12 protein-coding genes are annotated in these 20,848 nt (G+C 61.6%); 9 read left to right on the top strand and 3 right to left on the bottom strand.

Annotated elements, in window-relative coordinates; genetic code table 11:
* Both RA24_RS20955 and RA24_RS20950 read left to right on the top strand, forming a co-directional pair.
* The coding region (locus tag RA24_RS20955) for a Na/Pi cotransporter family protein (protein ID WP_193747160.1) at positions 1-801 on the top strand (801 nt) is incomplete at its 5' end.
* Positions 802-808: 7 nt separating this feature from the next.
* On the top strand, positions 809-1,648 hold the full coding sequence (locus RA24_RS20950; RefSeq protein ID WP_019297396.1) for a DMT family transporter: 840 nt from the start codon (positions 809-811) through the stop codon (positions 1,646-1,648).
* 32 nt (positions 1,649-1,680) lie between these two features.
* Here the strand turns inward: RA24_RS20950 and RA24_RS20945 are convergent, their stop codons facing one another.
* Both RA24_RS20945 and RA24_RS20940 read right to left on the bottom strand, forming a co-directional pair.
* A complete protein-coding gene (locus RA24_RS20945; protein ID WP_019297397.1) occupies positions 1,681-4,632 on the bottom strand; it encodes an ATP-binding protein in 2,952 nt (983 codons plus the stop codon).
* A gap of 184 nt (positions 4,633-4,816) precedes the next feature.
* Positions 4,817-7,165 (bottom strand): methyl-accepting chemotaxis protein, encoded by a 2,349-nt coding sequence (locus tag RA24_RS20940; RefSeq protein WP_082008962.1) that lies wholly within the window; start codon positions 7,163-7,165, stop codon positions 4,817-4,819.
* Between the two features lie 454 nt (positions 7,166-7,619).
* On the opposite strand from RA24_RS20940, the gene RA24_RS20935 reads away from it, so the two are divergent.
* The 5 genes from RA24_RS20935 (at position 7,620) to fdhF (ending at position 16,886) form a co-directional block, all read left to right on the top strand.
* On the top strand, positions 7,620-10,499 hold the full coding sequence (locus RA24_RS20935; RefSeq protein ID WP_039194143.1) for a Hint domain-containing protein: 2,880 nt from the start codon (positions 7,620-7,622) through the stop codon (positions 10,497-10,499).
* 152 nt (positions 10,500-10,651) lie between these two features.
* Positions 10,652-11,362, top strand: coding sequence for a winged helix DNA-binding protein (locus tag RA24_RS22860; protein WP_237754590.1), 711 nt, complete (start codon positions 10,652-10,654; stop codon positions 11,360-11,362).
* Positions 11,363-11,414: 52 nt separating this feature from the next.
* Positions 11,415-12,326 carry a LysR family transcriptional regulator gene (locus tag RA24_RS20925; RefSeq protein ID WP_019297401.1) on the top strand — a complete coding sequence of 304 codons (912 nt, stop codon included), beginning with the start codon at positions 11,415-11,417 and terminating at the stop codon, positions 12,324-12,326.
* Between the two features lie 93 nt (positions 12,327-12,419).
* Entirely contained in the window at positions 12,420-14,108 is a 1,689-nt protein-coding gene (locus tag RA24_RS20920) for an NAD(P)H-dependent oxidoreductase subunit E (protein WP_039194137.1), read from the top strand.
* Positions 14,109-14,111: 3 nt separating this feature from the next.
* Entirely contained in the window at positions 14,112-16,886 is a 2,775-nt protein-coding gene (gene fdhF, locus RA24_RS20915; protein WP_039194135.1) for a formate dehydrogenase subunit alpha, read from the top strand.
* Positions 16,887-17,169: 283 nt separating this feature from the next.
* On the opposite strand, the gene RA24_RS20910 is transcribed toward fdhF, so the two are convergent.
* Positions 17,170-17,784 carry a TetR/AcrR family transcriptional regulator gene (locus RA24_RS20910; protein ID WP_019297404.1) on the bottom strand — a complete coding sequence of 205 codons (615 nt, stop codon included), beginning with the start codon at positions 17,782-17,784 and terminating at the stop codon, positions 17,170-17,172.
* A 129-nt stretch (positions 17,785-17,913) separates the two neighbouring features.
* Here RA24_RS20910 and RA24_RS20905 point away from each other — a divergent pair, with 129 nt between their 5' ends.
* Both RA24_RS20905 and RA24_RS20900 read left to right on the top strand, forming a co-directional pair.
* Positions 17,914-19,959, top strand: a complete 2,046-nt coding sequence (locus RA24_RS20905; RefSeq protein ID WP_039194134.1) for an NADH:flavin oxidoreductase — start codon at positions 17,914-17,916, stop codon at positions 19,957-19,959.
* Between the two features lies 1 nt (position 19,960).
* The gene (locus tag RA24_RS20900; RefSeq protein ID WP_039194133.1) at positions 19,961-20,686 is read left to right on the top strand and encodes an NAD(P)-binding domain-containing protein; all 726 of its coding nucleotides are present in this window, start codon (positions 19,961-19,963) and stop codon (positions 20,684-20,686) included.
* Positions 20,687-20,848 lie beyond the last annotated feature (162 nt).

Here is a 20,848-nt window from a genome sequence, read left to right as displayed (position 1 = left end):
ATGCGCAGTTTTCCCGAGCCCGCACAGGCCGGAACCGCAGCGCCGGGGCGGGCGGCCAGCGCGCTGGAGCAGGGCAGCTACGGCTCTCCGGCCCAGGCGGTGGCCAACCTCAAGCGCGAATTGCTGCGGATGGCCGACCAAGTCGGCGCCATGTTCCGCCCGGTGCTGGAGCTGTATCAGGGCGGCAGCAAGGAGCAGATCAGGGCGGTGCAGCGGATGGATGATGAGGTCAACGCCTGCCTCTCCGGCATCCGCCGCTATGTGGCCGCAATCCCGGAAGAGGCGTTCAGCAAGGCGGAGCTGAAGACCGCCCGCAGCCTGATGGAATACGCCATCCGGCTGGAGACCGCGGGCGACGTGGTGGCGCGGCGCCTGACGGTGCTGGCAGGCGAAATGAACAAGAAGGGCCTCAGCTTTTCAAAGGACGGCTGGCTGGAAATCACCCGCATGCATGAGGCGATCCAGGCCAATCTGCAGCTGGCCTCCAATGTGCTGATCTCCGACGATCTGGAGAGCGCCCGGCTCTTGAGCCTGGAGAAGACCGAGCTGAAACGGATGGAGCATGACAGCCGCAAGCGCCACCTGAGCCGATTGCAAAACGGCGGGCGGGAGAGTTTCGAGACCTCCGACATCCACCTGGAGACGCTGCGGGCCCTGCGCGAGTTCAACAGCCACATCGCCGCCGTCGCCACCCCCGTGCTCTACCGCAACGGACAGCTGCTGGAGACACGCCTGATCGAGGAAATGCCTGAAGGCGCAGGAGACGAAAGTTCCGCCGACGGGTTCTTGCCGAAAGACTGAACAGGATATGACGCTTCCCGTAATTGCCATCATTCTATCTGCTGCCCTGCTGCATGCGCTGTGGAATGCTATCGTAAAGACGGCCGCCGACCGCACTACCACCCTTGGTCTCGTGGCGTTCGGCCAGGTGATTCCAAGTGCAGTGATGATTGCAGTTCTGCCGTTGCCGTCGGCAGAGAGTTTTCCTTATATTCTGGCGTCGACCGTCGTGCATTTCGGCTACTACTACATGCTGGGTCGCGCCTATCAGCACGGTGACCTCAGCGTGGTGTACCCGATTGCCCGGGGTATCGTGCCAGCCCTTGTGGGCCTATGGGCGATGGCCTTCGCGGGGGAAATGCTGCCGTTGCAGGCCTGGGCAGGAATTGCAGTGATTGCCTTCGGTATCCAGCTCAGCAGTTGGAAGGCACTGCGTTCGGGGGTTGGGCGTGCGGCTTTTGGCTTTGCGGCGGGCACTGGCTTTTGCATTTCGATCTATTCTGTCGTCGACGGGTTGGGCGTGCGCCTTTCAGGCAATACGCTCAGCTATTGGGCCTGGGGTGCTTTCCTGCACATCTTTATTGCCGGTTTTGTCGCATTCCGCAGGCGGCGCAGCCTTGCTGCGCTGCCAGGGAAAGTCTGGGTTTTGGGCATTGCGGGCGGGCTGGTGTCGATGACGGCCTACGGGCTGGTGCTTTACGCCAAGAACTTTGCACCGCTGGGGGCGGTATCCGCACTGCGGGAAACTTCGGTGATTTTTGCGGCTTTGATCGGCTTTGTGTTTCTCAAGGAAGGCTACTGGATGCGGCGGCTGGGCGCGGCGGTGCTGATGGCAGCTGGTGTAGGGCTGATCGGAGCAGCTGTATAAAAGAGAGGCAGAAGGGCCGTCAGCAGTTGTGTTCAGGCACTGGCACGAGGCTCTTGCTGAGCTGGCCGCTCCGTCAGAAACGCCGCCAGTGTTTGCAGCAGCACGGCCTTTTTCACGGGTTTGGCCAGAAATTTGTCCATCCCCGCATCCAGGCAAGCTTGCTGATCGCTTGCAAACGCGTTGGCTGTCAGGGCCACGATGGCAGGCTGAGGGATGGCTAAGCTGCGGATTTCCCGGGTTGCGCCGATTCCGTCCAGCACCGGCATAGACATGTCCATAAGGATGATATCCGGTTGCAGCTGTTTGCACAGGTCCACCGCTGTGCGGCCGTTCGCGGCTTCGGCCAGCTCCACCGGCTGGCCGCGCAGGTATTTGCGGATTAGCAGCCTGTTAGTCTGATTGTCTTCGGCCAAGAGTACCTTGCAGGGGGCAAGCTGCGGGGCGCTTTCCAGGGGGAAAGCGTCCGTTTGGCCTGATGCTTCGCCTGACGGGGCCAATTGCAGCTCCAGGCGGAAGCAAGAACCCTGGCCAAGTTCAGACAATACTGAGATGCCGCCGCCCATCCGCTTTGCAAGCATACTGGAAATGGTCAAACCCAGTCCGGTGCCGCCAAATGCCTTAGTTGTTGCCGCATCAGCTTGAGTGAACCGGTCAAAGATGTGGCGCGCCTGGTTCTCGGAGATCCCGATGCCGCTGTCCTCCACTTCAATAACCAGACGGTACAGATCACCTGGCGCATGTGAGATCCGGACGGCGATTTTGCCCTCTGCAGTGAATTTCACGGCGTTGCCAATCAGGTTGACCAGGATCTGGCGCATCCGCCCGTCATCCCCGTGCATTCGTTCCGGCAACCCGTCTGCGTAGCTGATTTCCAGCGGCAGGCCTTTTTCCTGCGCTTTCGGACGGAACAGATTTGCAGCACTGCTGACGCAATCGCGCAGATTGAAGTCTTCACTGGTGATAGAAAATTTGCCCGCTTCCAGCCGCGACAGGTCGAGGATGTCGTTGATGATCTTCAGCAGCGCCTGGGCCGAGCTGCGGATGGTCTCCACGTTTTGCTGTTCGTCTGGCGGCAGTTCCGCCTCTGCCAGGAGGTCAGCCATACCAATGATGCCATTCATCGGTGTGCGGATCTCATGGCTCATGTTGGCCAGAAACTCAGATTTGGCGCGGTCGGCTTGTTCCGCGGCTAGTTTGGCTTCGGCCAGCTCGCGTTCACGTTGTTTGCTGCCTGTGATGTCCCGTTCGATACCAATGATCAGATCCACGGATCCGTCCGCGTTCGTGACCGGCACGATGTTGGTGTCAAACCAGACCTCGTCACCAGCCTTCGTGTAATTGAGAACCTCGTTGTGGTAGCGGATGCCAAGGTCCTTGTGCCGGTTCATTTCCTGAATCACCTTGGCGTCGGTGTTCGGTCCGTCCAGAAGTTCCGAAGGCGTGCGGCCGATAGCGTCATCGGCCAAATAGCCGGTTGCCCGCGTAAATGCATCGTTAACCCAGAGAATCCGCCTTTCTGCGTCTGTAAGGATAATGCTGTCGGACGCGTGTTTGGCCACCAGCGACAGGCGGTGCAGTTCCGCCTGCTGTTTTTGCAGTTCAGCATGCGCCTGTTCCAAGGCCTGTTTGCCTTGTTTCAGCTCGCTGTTCCTTTCGGACAGGGTCTGGTTGGCGCAGATCAGTTCCTCGCGCAGGCGGACATCCTCGGACACATTCCAATTTACACCGATCATCCAGTTCCGGCCGCGCGCGTCGGTGAACGGGCTGGCCAGTGCCCGGATGTGCTTGAGCGTGCCGTTGTCCAGGACGATTCGGAAATCAGACGCAAAGCTCGTGTTATTCTGTTCAGCCGTTTCGAGGGCGTCGAGAACCCTGCCGCGGTCGTCAGGATGCAGTTTTTCGGCCCAGGCCGCCGCGCTCGGCGGGCCCTGTTCTTCGGGCACATCGTACAGCTCATGCATCCGGCTGTCCCAGCTGGCCTGGCGGGTCGTGCCGTCGTACTCCCAGATCCCGACCTTGGATGTTTTGACCGCAATTTCCAACCGCCGTGAGACGGCCTCCAGTTCAGCCTCTCTGTAGCGCAGTTTGCCGATCACAGCTTGCCGTGCTGCGGACAGCCTGCCGGCCAGAAAGGTTGGGAACACGATCAGAGTGCCGGCCGCCAGCAGGGCAAGCCGCAGCTGCCACAGGTTGTCAGGGTTTTCTTGCCACCCGCCTCGCGGACGGGCCGCCAGCTGCCAGGAACCAGCGGGGAGGCTGATGTCCATAACCACCGGGTGGTCTGAAAGAATGCCAGTTGAACCAAAGAATTGCCGGCCAGCCGCCCCGGTGCCGTCGCGCCCGGTCAACGCAATGTCCAAGCCGCCGCCGCTGTTTAACTCCGTTGCTGCATAAAGAGTCTCTGTTTCAACGACTGCTGACAGGATACCCCAGAATGTCCGCTTCGTCCCGGTGCCGGTGAAAATCGGCAGGCGGTAGATGAATCCGGTGCCGCCCTGAACAAGGTCAACCGGTCCTGCCAGCACCATCTCGCCGCTGTCACGCACCCGGTGTGCGGCGGCGCGCTGGGCATCGTTCCTGTTGTAGTCTAATCCAAGGGCCGCTTCGTTGCCCCGCATTGGATGAACCAGAGAAACCACTAGCCCTGGAGCCGCCGCGATATGCCGGATGGCGGTCTTTCCCTCCAGAACCTGAGCAGCAATCCGGCTGAACCGCTCCTGTCCCATGTCCGGTTCGGTGGCCAGCATGGCCGATAGGCCGCGCAGCCGCTGGTAGTCGCCGTTCAGCTGCCCTTCGAGGCGGGACTTGACCATCCCTGCCGCCTGCTGGGTATCAGCGCGCTGGGACTGGTAATGGATCGTGGCGTTCTGTCTTTCGGCATAAAGCCCCGCAGCGCAGACCACGGCCAAAGCAAGCAGCGCAGGCAGGTAAGTCCTGTTGCTAAGGGCGCGCAGCCAGCTTGCGGGGAAGTTTGACACGGCCATCCAGCCACCTTTGCTTTTTCAGAAACACTGTTGGCAATTGCGGCCTTTGATTGAGCCAAGTGTTCGGTTCTGTCCCATTTTCCTTTTAAAGTCTGAAAATCCGGTTTTCACAACATCATTGCGGCTGGCGGCCGCGCAGGTGTGGCACATGCGGCAGCCGAATTGCATCGGCCGCCCGGCAGGATCAGAAATCCTGCCATTTCGCCAAGGCGGCTGATCCGTCCGAGACCGGCATGGCAGCCGGCGCCTGCGGTACTTCATCCCAGCCGGTTCCATGCGCCGTGGGAAGTTCCGGCTCTGGGGCCTGACGGGGTGCGGGCATGTCCAGCCCGACGTTGAATTGCGCCACCAGTCCGGCCAGATTTGAGGCATCGCCGTTCAGCAGCTGGCCCGCCGCTGTCATCTGCTCGACCATGGCGGCGTTTTGCTGGGTGACCTGATCCAGCTGCATCACCCCGGTATTGATCTCGCCAATGCCGGTGGACTGTTCGGCCGCACCTTCGGCAATGTCCGACACCAGCCCCGAAATATGCGACACCTGCGACACGATGCTGTGCAGTGCTTCGCCTGCTTTTCCAACAAGGTCCACGCCCTTTTCGACCTGCTCGCCTGAATTGGAGATCAGCGCCTTGATTTCCATCGCCGCATCCGAGGAGCGCTGCGCCAGCGCCCTCACTTCGGAGGCGACGACGGCAAATCCGCGCCCCGCGTCACCTGCGCGGGCGGCCTCGACACCCGCATTCAAGGCCAGGAGGTTGGTCTGGAAGGCAATGTCGTCAATCACCCCGATGATCTGCGAAATATGGCGCGCGGATTCCTCAATGCCGTTCATAGCGGATACCGCGTTCTGTACGACTTCGCCGCTGGTTTTCGCTTCGTCCCGGGCCTCGTTCATTGCGGCTTCCACTTCGCGCGCGCCATTGGCGGCTGCCTTGACGCTGGCGGTCATCTGATCGAGAGCTGCGGCTGTCTGTTCCAAAGTTGCAGCCTGGCTTTCGGTGCGCTGCGACAGGTCGTCGGATGCCTGGCTGATTTCCGAGGTGCCGTTGCGGATGCTGGTGGTGGCCTCCACCACCTCGCGGACGGTTGCATTCAGGGTGTTGACCGTCTGGTTGAAGTCCAGCCGCAGGCCTTTGTAGGCCTCGGGGAAAGGGGTGTCGATCGTGGTTGAAAAATTGCCCTGGGCCAGATGGGTCAGGCCAGTGCGCAATTCGTTCACCACAAGGTCCTGCTCGCGCTGCGCTTCCGCCCGTTCCTCTTCGGCAAGCTGGGCATTTTGCAGATCGGATTTGAAGCCTTCCAGAATACCGGCGATATTGCCGAATTCGTCGCCGGTTCCCAGCCCGGCAACAGGATGATCATAGTCCTTGGCAGCAATGTGTTCGACGCTGTCCGACAGGCCGGATACCTTGCGTGCAATGCCGCGGGCCGCAATCCAAGAGAGCAGCGCCACTGCGAGGGCAACGCCAACGGCCTGCAGCATGGAGGCATTGACCAGGCTTTTCTCGGCGGCTAGGGCCTCAGCGCTGTCGACTTCCAGCACAATTCCCCAGGTGCGGTCGTCCAGCCCGACGCTGGCAGCCATTGCCTCAACCGCCTGGCCGGCAAGCCCGGGGGTTCCGGAGAAGCTGCTTTCCCCGCCGCTGAGCGCTGCGGTGATCTGCTGCAGCTCGGGCAGCTTTGTCAGGACTTGATGGCCGTCTTCACGGTCCGACGCGGTAAGGGCGATGCCGTCGCCGCGCACTAGGTAAGCCTGCCCGGTTTCTCCGAGCAGCGCTGAATGGGACAGGATGCCGGAGATACCGTTTACCGGCACCCGCAGAACCAGCGCCCCCATGATCGCGCCTTTCTTGAAGACGGGCGAAGAGATAAACATTGCCGCCGCCCCGCCATCCGGCTCATAGGCAGCCATTTCTGACAGGAAGACATTGCCTTGTTCCATTTCCAGGGCGGTGCGGAAGGCCTGGCCCAGTCCGCTGTCCTTATACGGTCCGTCCAGATAGTTCAGCGCGAAGTCTTCATTCTTGTGGACCGAGTAGACCATGTTGCCCTGCACATCCAAAAGATAGGCATCCAGAAAACCCTGCTCTTCAAGGAAGGTCACAAAACCGGCGTGGTTCATCTTATGGCGGATGGACCATGCGGATTTGTCTTTGGCGTCCAGCAGTTTGTAGCGTTCGCCTGCCGGGTTTGGGTTACCATCGGCATAGGATGCGCGCAGATAGCTGCTGGGATCGTCGCCAAGCGAGTAGAAACCGTTGGAGAAGTCGCGCAAAGCGGTTTCAACTGCCTTGCTGGCGACCAGCGTCCGGGTCTGGGACCGCAACCCCGCAACCCAATTCTCCAGCGCTTCCTTGCGCTCTTCCAGAAGCGTGGCATAGGCCGCCTCGCGGTTGGATTTCAGCGCCTGCCCGGCCTCCCAGGCAAAGAAAAAGCCTGAAGCAAGCGTCAGAAAGATTGTCGGCGCGGCAATTGAAAGCGGCAGCTTGCGGCCCAGCCGCATGTTGTTCCAGAATTTAAACAGTCGAGTCATTACGGCGAAGTTCCCATCAACATTTCAGTCTGCCGGACTGCCTGAAAGCGGCCATTGGCGGTGCCAGCAGTGAGGTGCTGGGCAGGAGAACACTCCGGGGGATTCATTTCAGGGCCGTTAAAATGCGCGCTGCCTCCTGTTTTGGGGGCGAAAAGGCAGTGTGGAGCCACAATTTTTTTGACTCACTTTTACCGGAATGCTGTCCGGGCGGAGCGAATCATGTGCAGCTGGTCAGGGAAATGATGTCCGGAGGGCTTTGGGTCAGCAGTTGAACGTTGCCGCAGATCATTCCGGCCCCTCTCCGCAGGTCCGAAAATAAAGAGTCATGATGCCCGGCGGGTTTACCATTCATTACCGGGATACGTGTACTAAAGACCGCAGCTGCGCTGCCTTTTCCTGAATTGTTTTGCCTGTTTGGGAGCGTCGGCCCTTGGCCAAGAAACGAGATTGAAACATGCCAATACCTGATTGGCTCTCCGGCCTTCTTGCGACTTTGAAAGGTACTGGGGGCCACGATAAGCTTGCCGGTTCTACCGGTGATGACATCATCGAAGCGGGCCTGGGCAACGACACTGTTGCGGGTGAGGAAGGCAGCGACGTCATTGATGGTGGCGAAGGCGATGACGTTATCTATGGCGACATGGGGGACGGTTTCGATCAGGGTGCGGATGCCAGTCCGCTCGAGCTGAAGATCGACAACATCCAGACTATATCGCATGACGGCTGGACGGGGTCTGCAGGTGATTATGCTGTCTTCAGCGATGTCGCAACGCTGGAGGATGGCACCAAGGTCTGGGGCAAGCTGGTCCTGGTTGAGAAATCGAACGCGAATATGTCGGTGCAGTTCGGCTACACCGACGGCGCCGAAATCTTGTTGGAAGGCGATCAGGCAGGCGATCAGGCGACGTTCCGGCTGGAATTCTTCGATCCGGCAACGGGTGAGCCGGTTTACCTGAATTCCACAGCCACTTTCAACGATATCGACGACAACAGCGGCTACGGTGATGCTGAGGCGGTCATCATTGACGGTAACAGCTTCACTTCCTTTGGTGTTTCATCGACTACCTCGCTCGATACCTCGACCGATGGCAATTTGGTGACGGCGGCCGGGACGCAGTTCAATGCCTACACCGATCAGGACGCCTGGTTCTCTGCAGGTTTCGAGGACCGGTCGTCAATTGAATTCACTCTTCAAACCCGTGATGGTCTGGCGGGTTTCACCCTGTCCGGGGACGTCATCGACGATGCCGTTGTCACTCCTATCGAGCAGGGTGCCGACACCGTGCTGGGCGGCGACGGCAATGACATCGTTTTCGGTCAGGGCGGCAATGACTCGCTACTGGGGGAGGAGGGTGACGACAGCCTGGATGGCGGTGACGGCGACGATGTTCTGGAAGGCGGAGAGGGGGCGGATACGCTGATCGGCGGGGCCGGGGGCGATACGCTCTCCGGCGGCGATGGCAACGACTATATTGACGGCGGTGAAGGCAACGACTTCCTGTCAACCGGGCTGGGTAACGATACGCTGGTCGGCGGTGAAGGCGACGATACCCTGCAGAACTCGGCTGGCGATGACAGCCTTGTTGGCGGCACCGGCAACGACAGCATTGTTGCAACCGATGGCAACGACACGCTGGAAGGCGGCGATGGCAACGACACGTTGTACGGCGGCAATGATAACGATGTGATGGCAGGCGGCGCCGATGCGGACCTGATGTACGGCGAGGCCGGCAACGACAGTATGGACGGTGGCGACGGCGACGATGTGATGGACGGCGGGTCAGGGGCGGATACCCTGATCGGCGGCCTTGGCGCCGACACGATCTCCGGCGGCGACGGTGACGACTATATCGAGGGCGGCGACGGCGATGACAGCCTCACCACTGGCTTGGGCAACGACACGCTGATTGGCGGTGCAGGCAACGATACGCTCAGAAACTCGGCCGGGGATGACAGCCTTGTTGGCGGCACCGGCGACGACAGTATCGTAGCGACAGACGGCAACGACACGCTGGAAGGCGGCGACGGCGCCGATACCATGTACGGCGGTAACGATGACGACCTGCTGATTGGCGGCAACGGCGCCGACGTGATGCATGGCGAGGCCGATGCCGATACTTTTGAGATGTCGGACGGGTTCGGCAATGACACCCTGACCGGCGGCGAGGCCGGGAACGACTATGATACCGTCGACGTTTCAGGCGTCACGACAGGCGTCACGGTCACCTATACCGGGGACGAAGCCGGCACCATTACCGACGGCACCGACACGATCACCTTCTCCGAGGTCGAGGCGCTCAACCTGACGGATCAGGCGGATGTCGTGGACGCTTCTGCCGACAGCGCCGGCACCGTGATTGACGCAGGTGCCGGTGACGACACAGTGACATTCGGTGCCGGTGATGACTCGATCACCAGCGGCACCGGCTATGACGAACTGATCCTGAGCGGCGGCGGCGGCACCGATACGATTACCGATTTCAGCATCGCCGATGACGACAGCGACGGTTTCTACAATGACCAACTGGACGTCTCGGACCTGACAGGCGGCACCGGGCCTGCCGGTGCGGTGCGCGCCTGGGATATTTCTGTCAGCGATGACGGATTCGGCAATGCCCTGCTCACCTTCCCGAGCGGTGAAAAGCTGGTCCTTCAGGGGGTCACTCCGGCGCAGATGTCCACTGCGCCGCAGATGTATTCCGCCGGCATCCCTTGTTTTACACCGGAAGTCATGTTGGCCACCCGGCGCGGGGCGGTGCCGGCCGGGCAGATCCGCGTGGGGGATTTATTGCAGACCGCTGACAATGGCTATCAGCCGGTGATCTGGACCGGCAGCCGTACTCTGAGCCCTGAAGATCTGGCCCGGCGTCCGCAACTGCGCCCTTACAGAGTACACCCGGGCGGCTTACTGTCCCCGGAACGGCCTATGCTGCTGTCGCCGCAGCACCGTCTGCTGGTTGGGCGCAAGGCCTTTGCGGGGGACCGCCAGTTCGAAGAGAGCTTCATGACGGCCAAACTGCTGGCGGAGATCGACCCGAACTGCACCCAACTGAGCGAAATGAACGGCCCGGTCACCTATGTCCATCTCATGACAGAGCAGCACGAAGTAATTTTCGCTGAAGGCGCTGCAACCGAGACCTTCTGGCCCGGCCCCGAAGCTGTTCGCGGACTGACCGATGACGGCAGGCAGGAGCTGTTTGACCTGTTTCCCGAATTGACGGCCGCAAATTACCTGTCCGGCAAACCGGGCAGGGCTCAGGTGCGCGCAGCCTATGGAGGGCTCGCCCGCTACGCCATCAAACGGCGCGATTTGCAGAACCTCGTTTTGGGCTGAGCTTCTTTGCCCGCAGGCAGCCCCTGCCTTGTGGTGGCGTCCTGCACTTCTGGCCAAACGGCATCAGAACTGAGTTCCGCAACTTCAACGCTGCTCCTTCACCTCGGCCGCGCCGAGCCTTTCCCAGACCTGCTGCAATATCCGGCGGGGTATTGCAGTCTGGAGAATTTGGTTGGATATGTTGCGGGTCATTTGAATTGGATTTTCGGAATTGCGCCCGGTCCCCCGGCAGGGGGAGTTATTGCAACGGAGTGTTCGCCGGGCAGGCGCGGTATGCGCCGGATATTCTAATCCGCAGCATTTTTGCCGTTTCCGGCAGCATTTATTGGAGTTGTTCGTTGGATCATTCAGTCGGCCCTTCCACATATTCACATCCGTCTGCCGAACTGGCCAGGGAAAAGCTGCATAGCCTGGAACTGGCGATGCAGCGGGCACACGAAGGCTTGATCCGCTGGCAGGCAGAGAACTTTGAACAGCTGAGCAGCGCGACGCTGTCGGGGGCTGAAATCACCCTTTTGCTGCTGATTGGTGATGGCGGCCGGGCCAAGTCAATCAAGGAAATGGCCCGGATCACCAATCGCGTGGATATTCCCAACATCCAGTATTCCTTGCGCAAGCTGGCCTCTGCCGGGCTTACGCAAAAGAAAGGGGCCGGCCGTTCCGGTGTGTCCTACAGCCTTACGGAAGAGGGCTGCCGGACAGTCGCAGAGATGCGGATGGCCCGGGATGAAAGGCTGGGGCGGGCGCTTGCGGACCGCCCGGGGATCGCGGTGCAGTTGGAAAATGCCCTGGCAGTTCTGGAGGAACTGACAGGGCTGTACGGATCCGCGCCGGGAGCTGCAGGATCCGGCAGTCAGGACTGAGCCGGCAACTGTTCCATTGTACAGACCGGCGGCAGCGGCTTAAGGTTCCAACATGATCGAGCTCAAGGACCTTATGCTGCTGACGGCGCTGGCGCGGCACAAGCATTTCGCCAAGGCAGCCGCTGATTGCGGCATGTCGCAGCCGGCCTTTTCGATGCGGATCAGGAACTTGGAAGAGCGGCTGGGTCTTTCCATTGTGCGCCGGGCCAACCGTTTTCAGGGGCTGACGGAGGAAGGCATGATGATCGTGCGCCGGGCGCGGTCGATCCTGGATGATGCCAAGGCGCTGGAACAGGAGATCGCTGCCACCCGCGGCGAGGTGAGCGGCACACTGGTTCTGGGAGTGGTGCCGACCGCCACTGCCTGGGCGGCGCAGCTGGTGGATCAGGTGCATCAGGCCTATCCGCGGATTCTGGCACAGGTGGAGGTCACCACCTCGCTGGCTATTCAGCAGCGTCTGTATGATGGTACAATTGACGCCGGAATTACCTATGCCGATGGTATTGGGCGCGAACTGGTGACGGTTCAGCCTCTGTACGAGGAAAGTTATGTGCTGCTGGCGCCGGAAGACATGGTGGCGGAGCGTGGCGATACGATCAGTTGGGCTGAGGCCGCGGAACTGCCGCTGAGCCTTTTGGACCAGCAGATGCAGAACCGGCGGATTCTGGACCGGATCTTTGCCGATCTGGGGCTGAAGCCGGAGATCGTGTCCGAATCCAACGGCTTCATGGCCTCGATGGTGCTGGCGCGGGAAGGCTCGGCTGCGACCATCCTGCCGCGGGCGCTGATGCAGGCGCTGGGCGAGCTTGGTGGCACCCGGGTTCTGGCGCTGGTGGAGCCGGAGCAGGCGCGCCCGATTTGCATTGCGACTCTGGACCGGACCCCGGAACTCACAACTGTGCGCGCTTTGAAAGAGGTAGTTGCGACGTTTGTAGACGATAGGATGCCGCAAATGGCGTCATAAGATTTTCTGATCGTGCAATCCAATTTCCAGATTTGACGATATTCATTCTTGATGGCATTGGCTGAATGAAAGACGTGCTGACTGGAGGATCCCATGGCACCATTGGATGATAGCAAGGGCGTATGGAAGTCCGGCAAAGGCAAAGGGCGCAAAACGCCCAAAGGCCGCCAGGTCGACGACATCGCGCTGAGCGAGGTTCAGGAACTGCTGGGGGACCGCCCGCGCAACCGTGACCTCTTGATTGAGTTCCTGCATCTGATTCAGGACAAATACGGCTGCCTCAGCGCCACGCATATCCGCGCGCTGGCGGAGGAGATGCGCACCGGGCAGGCGGAGATCTATGAGGTCGCCACCTTCTACGCCCATTTCGATGTGGTGAAGGAAGGCGAGACCCCGCCGCCCGCGTTGACCATCCGGGTCTGCGATTCGCTGTCCTGCGAACTGGCCGGGGCTGAGCAACTGAAAAAGGCGCTGGAAGACGGTCTGGACGCGAGCCAGGTCCGCGTGCTGCGCGCACCCTGCATGGGCCGCTGCGATACCGCGCCGGTGCTGGAGATCGGCCACAACCACATCGACCACGCCACCGTCGAAAAGGTGGAAGCGGCGATTGCGGCTGATGATACCCACGCCCATATCCCGGAATATGAAACCTTCGCCACCTATGAGGCCGAAGGCGGCTATGCCACGCTGAAAGACCTGCGTGCCAACGGCGACTGGGAAGCGGTTCAGGCGAAAGTCAAAGAAGCCGGTCTGCGCGGCCTGGGCGGCGCTGGCTTTCCGTCCGGCACCAAATGGGGCTTTGTGCGTGCCAACGAAGGCCCGCGCTATCTGGCGGTGAACGGCGACGAAGGCGAGCCCGGCACATTCAAGGACCGTTACTACCTGGAGCGCACCCCGCACGTCTTCCTGGAAGGCATGCTGATCGCGTCCTGGGCGGTCGAGGCCGAGAAAGCCTTTATCTACATGCGCGACGAATATCCGGCGGTGCTGGAGATCCTGCGCCGCGAGATCAAGGCGCTGGAAGACGCCGACATCGTCGAGGAAGGCTACATCGATTTGCGCCGCGGGGCAGGGGCCTATATCTGCGGTGAAGAAAGCGCGATGATCGAGTCGATCGAAGGCAAGCGCGGCGAGCCGCGCCACCGTCCGCCATTTGTGGCGCAGGTGGGTGTCTTCGGCCGCCCGACCCTCGTACACAACGTCGAGACCCTGTACTGGGTCTGCAAGATCAACCGTGAAGGCCCGGAATGCCTGAACTCGGTTGAGAAGAACGGCCGCAAAGGGCTGCGCAGCTACTCGGTTTCGGGTCGGGTGAAGAACCCGGGCGTGCATCTGCTGCCCGCGGGTTCCACTATCACCGACATCATCGAGGCCTGCGGCGGTATGCTGGACGGCCACGCCTTCAAGGCCTACCAGCCGGGCGGTCCGTCCTCGGGCCTGCTGCCTGCGTCGATGCATGACGTGCCGCTGGATTTCGACACGCTGCAGCCGCATGGCACCTTCATCGGTTCCGCCGCCGTGGTTGTCCTGTCTGATCAGGACTCCGCCCGCGACGCGGCGCTGAACATGCTGCGCTTCTTCGAAGACGAAAGCTGCGGCCAGTGCACCCCCTGCCGGGTGGGCTGCGAAAAAGCCGTCAAGCTGATGAGCGAGAAGAAGTGGGATCAGGGCCTCTTGGAAGAGCTGAGCACCGCGATGGTCGATGCCTCGATTTGCGGCCTCGGCCAGGCTGCGCCGAACCCGATCCGCCTGACCATGAAACATTTTCCGGATGAGGTCTGAGCCATGAGCGATAAAGTCACATTCACACTCGATGGCGAACAGGTTACGGCTGAGAAGGGCCTGACCATCTGGGAAGTCGCCAACGGCCGCGGGCTGAAGATCCCGCACCTGTGCCACAAGCCGCAGCCGGGCTACCGTCCTGACGGCAACTGCCGTGCCTGCATGGTGGAGATCGAGGGCGAGCGCACGCTGGCGGCCTCCTGCATCCGCGAACCCGCTGAAGGCATGGTTGTCACCACCAACAATGCGCGTGCCGAAAACGCCCGCAAGATGGTGATGGAACTGCTGGTGGCCGACCAGCCCAAGCGGGAAGAGGCGCATGACAAGTCCTCCCACATGTGGGACATGGCTGAGCTGAATGGCGTCACCGAGAGCCGTTTCCCCAAGCTGGAAGAAGGCCGCATTCCGCTGCTGGATGACAGCCACGTTGCCATGAAGGTGAATCTGGACGCCTGTATCTCCTGCGGTCTGTGCGTGCGTGCCTGCCGCGAAGTGCAGGTGAACGACGTGATCGGCATGGCCGGCCGCGGCCACGACGCCTATCCGACCTTCGACATCGCAGACCCGATGGGCCAGTCCACCTGCGTCGCATGCGGTGAGTGCGTGCAGGCCTGCCCGACCGGCGCGCTGATGCCCGCCACTGTGCTGGACGCAAACCAGGTCGGCGATAGCAAGGACTATGATTCTGAAACCGAAAGCGTCTGCCCGTTCTGCGGTGTCGGCTGCAAGGTCTCGCTCAAGGTCAAGGACGGCAAGGTCAAGCACGTCGAGGGCATCAACGGCCCGGCAAACGAAGGCCGCCTGTGCGTCAAGGGCCGCTTCGGCTTTGACTACATCCACCATCCGCACCGCCTGACCAAGCCGCTGATCCGCCGCGACGACGCGCCCGCCAAAGGCCTGAACGTCGATCCGGGCAACCTGTCGACCCATTTCCGCGAAGCGACTTGGGAAGAGGCGATGGATCTGGCCGCCAAGGGCCTGATCAAGCTGCGCGACGAAGATCCGAAATCGGTTGCGGGCTTCGGCTCGGCGAAATGCACCAACGAAGAGGCCTACCTCTTCCAGAAGTTCATCCGCCAGGGCTTCAAGCACAACAACGTCGACCACTGCACCCGTCTGTGCCATGCGTCCTCTGTTGCGGCGCTGATCGAAAACGTCGGCTCCGGTGCTGTGACCGCGACCTTCAACGAGATCGAAAACGCGGATGTGGCGATCGTGATCGGCTCCAACCCGATCGAGAACCACCCGGTGGCGGCGACCTACTTCAAGCAGTTCACCAAGCGCGGCGGCAAGCTGATCGTGATGGATCCGCGCGGCGTCGGTCTGCGCCGGTTTGCCACCGAAATGGTGCAGTTCCGCCCCGGCGCCGACGTGTCGATGCTGAACGCAATCATGAGCGTGATTGTCGAGGAAGGCCTGTACGACCAGGAATACATCGACAAATACACTGAGAACTGGGAAGCGGAAAAACAGCATCTGGCGCAATTCACGCCTGAGAAGATGTCGGAAATCTGCGGTGTCTCCCCTGAGCAGCTGCGCAGTGTTGCCCGCACATTTGCGGGTGGCAAGGCTGGCCTGATCTTCTGGGGCATGGGTGTGTCCCAGCACATTCACGGCACCGACAACTCGCGCTGCCTTATCTCGCTGGCGCTGATGACTGGCAACGTGGGCAAGCCGGGTGCCGGCCTGCACCCGCTGCGCGGCCAGAACAACGTGCAGGGCGCGTCGGACGCGGGCCTGATCCCGATGTTCCTGCCGGATTATCAGACCGTGACTTCGGATGATGTCCGCAAGAGCTTCACGGATGTCTGGGGCGGCGGCGACTTCTCAAACGAGAAGGGCCTCACTGTGACCGAGATTGTGGACCAGGCCTATGCCGGCAACATCAAGGGCATGTACATCCAGGGTGAAAACCCGGCGATGTCCGACCCGGATGCCGATCACGCACGGGACGCCTTTGCCAAGCTGGAGCTGATGATCGTTCAGGATATCTTCCTGACCGAAACTGCGAACTATGCCGACATTATCCTGCCGGCCTCTGCGCTCTATGAGAAGAACGGCACCGTGTCGAACACCAACCGCCAAGTGCAGCGGGTGCGCCCCGCGGTGACGCCTCCGGGCGAGGCGCGCGAAGATTGGCAGGTGACTGTCGAACTGGCGCAGCGCATCGGCCTGCCTTGGGACTACAAGGATGTCAGCGAAGTTTTTGCCGAGATGAAGCTGAACATGAAGTCCCTGAACAACATCACCTGGGAGCGTCTGGAGACCGAGACCATCACCTATCCGTCGCTGCATGAGACCGACCCCGGTCAGGCGATTGTGTTCGGTGACGGCTTCCCGCGCCCCGAGGGCCGCGCCCGCTTTACCCCTGCATCGGTGATCCCGCCGGATGAAGCGCCGGATGCGGAGTATCCGATGATCATGACCACCGGCCGCCAGCTGGAGCACTGGCACACCGGGTCGATGACCCGGCGCTCCAAGGTGCTGGATGCGGTGGAGCCGGAAGCGAACTGCTCGCTCAACCCGCGCACGCTCAAGCTGATGGGCATCGAGCCGGGCGAGATGATCCGCCTGTCGACCCGCCGTGGCTCGATCGAGATCATGGCACGTGCCGACAGGGCAATTGCCGAGGATATGGTGTTTGTGCCGTTTGCCTATGTGGAGGCGGCTGCCAACATCCTGACCAACCCGGCGCTGGACCCCTACGGCAAGATCCCCGAGTTCAAGTTCTCGGCGGTGAAGGTCGAGAAGATCGAAGGGCAGATCGCAGCCGAATAGGCTGTCAGTTATGCCTGATGAAACAAGGCGGGCGCGGAACCAAGGGTTCCGCGCCCGTTTCATTTGGTGGCGCCGGGCGGGCGCCCGGCGCGTCAGCGTGCATCATTACCGGAGGCGGTAAGGGCGGCACGTGGAGAGGAGAAATTTCGCTTCGGGCATTGCCCGAAGCGACCCGCGCCGCGCCTTTCAGGCGCGGCGCCCGGTCCAACTGGCGGGCGGGCATTTGTGATGCCAGCCTGGCAGGCGGGAGTGCGCCTTTCAAAGAAAGTACAGCGGTCTGCCCCTATCGGTGCCGGGCCAGGAACCGGTCAAGTTCCCGCTGTTCAGGGCGGGTGCCGGTGAACACCTTGATCCAGCCGGGCATCAGCGAAATCCGGTATTCCGTGCTTTCGTGCACCTGCATAGAGATATAGCCGATCTGGGTGTAGATCATCGCCCGCGCGCGGATCAGCGCGTCCGCCTCCGGATAGCCGAAGCGCAAGAACATATCTGTCATGGCCCGTTCGCGGCGGGCGTCGGCAAGGTCCAGCCTTTCCTGCAGGCGGCTGTCATTTCGTGCCCAGTTGCGGATGGCCAGATCCAGCCTGGAATCAAACAGCTCCGGGTCGATCCAGCAGTCGAACAGGTTGAACATCGCCTCGGCGATGCTTTCGGCATAGGCTTCGGTGCGGGCCACCAGATTGCCTGTGTTCCTTTCCTCCCAGCGCTGCACCATCGCTTCCAGCAGTTCCTCGCGGTCCTTGAAGTGCCAGTAGAAACTGGTGCGCGATACGCCAAGCCGCTTGGCCAGCGGCATCACCTTCACCGCTTCCACACCGCTTTCCGTCAGAACTTCATAGGCGGCTGCCAGCCAGTCTTCTTCGCTCAGCCGCGGGCGGGAAATGTCCTGTGTGTCCATGCGCCAGCCATAGCAGCGGGCCGGGGCAGGCGCAACTTTTCTTGACAGGTGTGAAAGTTTTATCGACATATGTGTCAAGATGGACGAAAAAACCGCCGCCAAGCCAAGACATCATGCCAGGAGACGCCCATGTCCAAGGATCCGCTGCTGCAGCCCTATCAGCTGAAGCATCTGACGCTTCGCAACCGGATCATGACCACCAGCCACGAGCCCGCCTATCCGGAGGACGGCATGCCCAAGGAACGTTATGCCGCCTATCACGCGGAGCGGGCCAAGGCGGGCGTGGCGCTGACCATGACCGCAGGATCGGCCGCGGTCAGCCGCGACAGCCCGCCGGTGTTCAACAATATCCTCGCCTACAAGGATGAGGTGGTTCCCTGGATCCGCAACCTCACGGATCAATTGCACGAACACGGCGCGGCGGTTATGATCCAGCTTACCCACCTAGGCCGCCGCACCGGCTGGAACAAGGGCGACTGGCTGCCGTCCGTCAGCTCCTCGCGCCACCGGGAGCCAGCGCACCGGTCTTTCCCGAAACTGGCTGAGGACTGGGACATCACCCGCATCATCTCCGACTTCGCCGATGCGGCGGAGCGGATGAAGGAGGGTGGCATGGACGGGATCGAACTGCAGGTCTACGGCCACCTGCTGGATCAATTCTGGTCGCCGCTGACCAATGACCTGGACGGGCCTTACGGCGGGCAGACGCTGGACGGCCGGATGAAGTTTCCGATGGACGTGCTGCAGGCGGTGCGGGACCGGGTGGGGGCTGAGTTCATCGTCGGCCTTCGCTACACCGCGGACGAGGCGGAAAAGGGCGGGATCACCCCGGAGGAGGGGCTGGAAATCTCTAAGCGTCTTGCCGCCAGCGGCATGGTGGACTTCCTCAACGTGATCCGTGGGCGCATCCATACCGACCCGGCGATGACGGATGTGATCCCGGTGCAGGGCATGACGTCGGCGCCGCACCTTGATTTTGCCGGAGAGGTGAAGAAGGCAACAGGCATGCCGACCTTTCACGCCGCACGCATCCCCGATGTGGCAACGGCTCGCCATGCGGTTGCCAGCGGTCTGCTGGATATGGTGGGCATGACCCGCGCCCATATGGCCGACCCGCATATCGTGAAGAAGATCATGGAAGGGCGGGAAGACGATATCCGCCCCTGCGTCGGCGCCACCTATTGCCTGGACCGGATCTATCAGGCGGGGGAGGCGCTGTGCATCCACAATGCGGCCACCGGGCGCGAACTCACGATGCCGCACCAGATCACCCCGGCTGAGACCCGCAAGAAAGTGGTGATTGTGGGTGCCGGGCCGGGCGGCCTGGAAGCCGCGCGCGTGGCGGCCGAACGCGGCCATGACGTCACCGTATTCGAAGCCGCGGCAGAGCCGGGCGGCCAGGTCCGGCTGACCGTGCAGAACCCGCGCCGGGCGGAGATGATCGGCATAATCGACTGGCGCATGGCGCAATGCGCAGCCCGGGGCGTGGCGTTCCGCTTCAACACTTGGGCCGAAGCAGAGGATGTGCAGGCGCTGGATCCGGATGTTGTGATCGTGGCGACCGGCGGAATGCCCTGCATGATGCTGCATGAAACCGGCGGCGATCTGCCCCATGCGGTGTCCAGCTGGGACGTCATCTCCGGCGATGTGAAGCCTGCCGGGCACGTGCTGATCTATGACGAAAGCGGCGACCATCCGGGCCTGATGGCAGCTGAATCTGCGGCAAATGCGGGCGCCAAAGTGGAGGTGATGACCCCCGACCGGACCTTTGCCCCTGACATCATGGGCATGAACCTGGTGCCATACATGCGGGCGCTGCAGGACAAGGATGTGACCTTCACAGTTGCCCGCCGCCTGCAGGGGCTGGCGCGCAGCGGCAACAGGCTGACGGCGTCCATCGGCACGGACTACAGCGGCCATACCTATCAGGCGGAGTATGATCAGGTGGTCTTGAACTATGGCACGCTTCCGCTCGATGATCTCTACTTTGCGCTCAAGGACGCATCGGCCAACCGGGGCGAGGTGGACCAAAGTGCCCTGATCAGCGGCCGCCCCCAATCAATTCGCACTAATTCTGCAGGCCGGTTCCAGCTGTTCCGCATCGGCGATGCAGTTTCTGCGCGCAACACTCACGCGGCGATCTATGATGCGCTGCGGCTGATGAAGGAGATCTGATATGCGTCTGGGAGTCCTGGGGTGTGGCACCATCGCCTCCGCTGTGGTTCGGGGGCTGGCGGGCAAGGGCCACCAGATCACCGTCTCGGAACGCAGCGCAAGCCACTCTTTGGCGCTTGCCGAGGCCTTTGAAGATGTGGCCGTGTGCGGAAACCAGGCCGTGATCGATGCGAGCGACGTGGTCTTCCTGGGCCTGATGGCGGAGATTGCGGAGGCAGTTCTGGGCGGCCTGACCTTCCGGGCGGACCAGCAAGTGGTCTCGTTCATGGCGGGCGCGGAGCTGGAGCAGGTTGCGGACTGGGCTGCACCAGCAACGGCGGCAGCGGTCATGATGCCGTTTCCCGGCATCGCACAGGGCGGCTCTCCAATCATGGCCCTCGGGGATACCGCCCTGCTAGGCCGGATTTTCGAGCCGGACAACCGGGTCTTTGCGCTTCAAGACGGAGCGGAGCTGAAGTCCTATCTGGCGGCCCAGGCAGTGCTCTCGCCGGCTGCGCGCCTGGTGGGGGATGCTGCGGACTGGCTTGGGCAGCGGGTATCGGACCCCGCGCAAGGGGAGGCCTTTTTGCGGATGCTGGTGTCCACCAGCCTGCAGGCGTCAGGATGCGCGGATCTGATCGAAGCGCTGAATACGCCGGGCGGGTATAATCAGCGGCTGCGGTTGCACATGGAAGAAGCGGGCATGCGCACTTCTCTTGCGGAGGGGCTGGGTGAGCTCAAAAGCTAACCTCCCTGTTCGAAAGTTCTGAGTGCCCCGCAGTTGTGCGGCGCCGGTCTGAGCTTGATGCTTCGCCCGGGGCTTTGCCTCACTGTTCGGGTTGTTCTGACAGGAAGTAGGCTCCTGTGAGAATCCGTTGGGGGGATTCTGTTTGTTTTCATTGGTTCCTGG

Origin of the sequence: Leisingera sp. ANG-M6 (assembly GCF_000813905.1) — a bacterium.
Lineage (GTDB): Bacteria > Pseudomonadota > Alphaproteobacteria > Rhodobacterales > Rhodobacteraceae > Leisingera.
The sequence above is the reverse complement of the archived record's forward strand: the minus strand, read 5'-3'. Positions and strand labels throughout refer to the sequence as shown.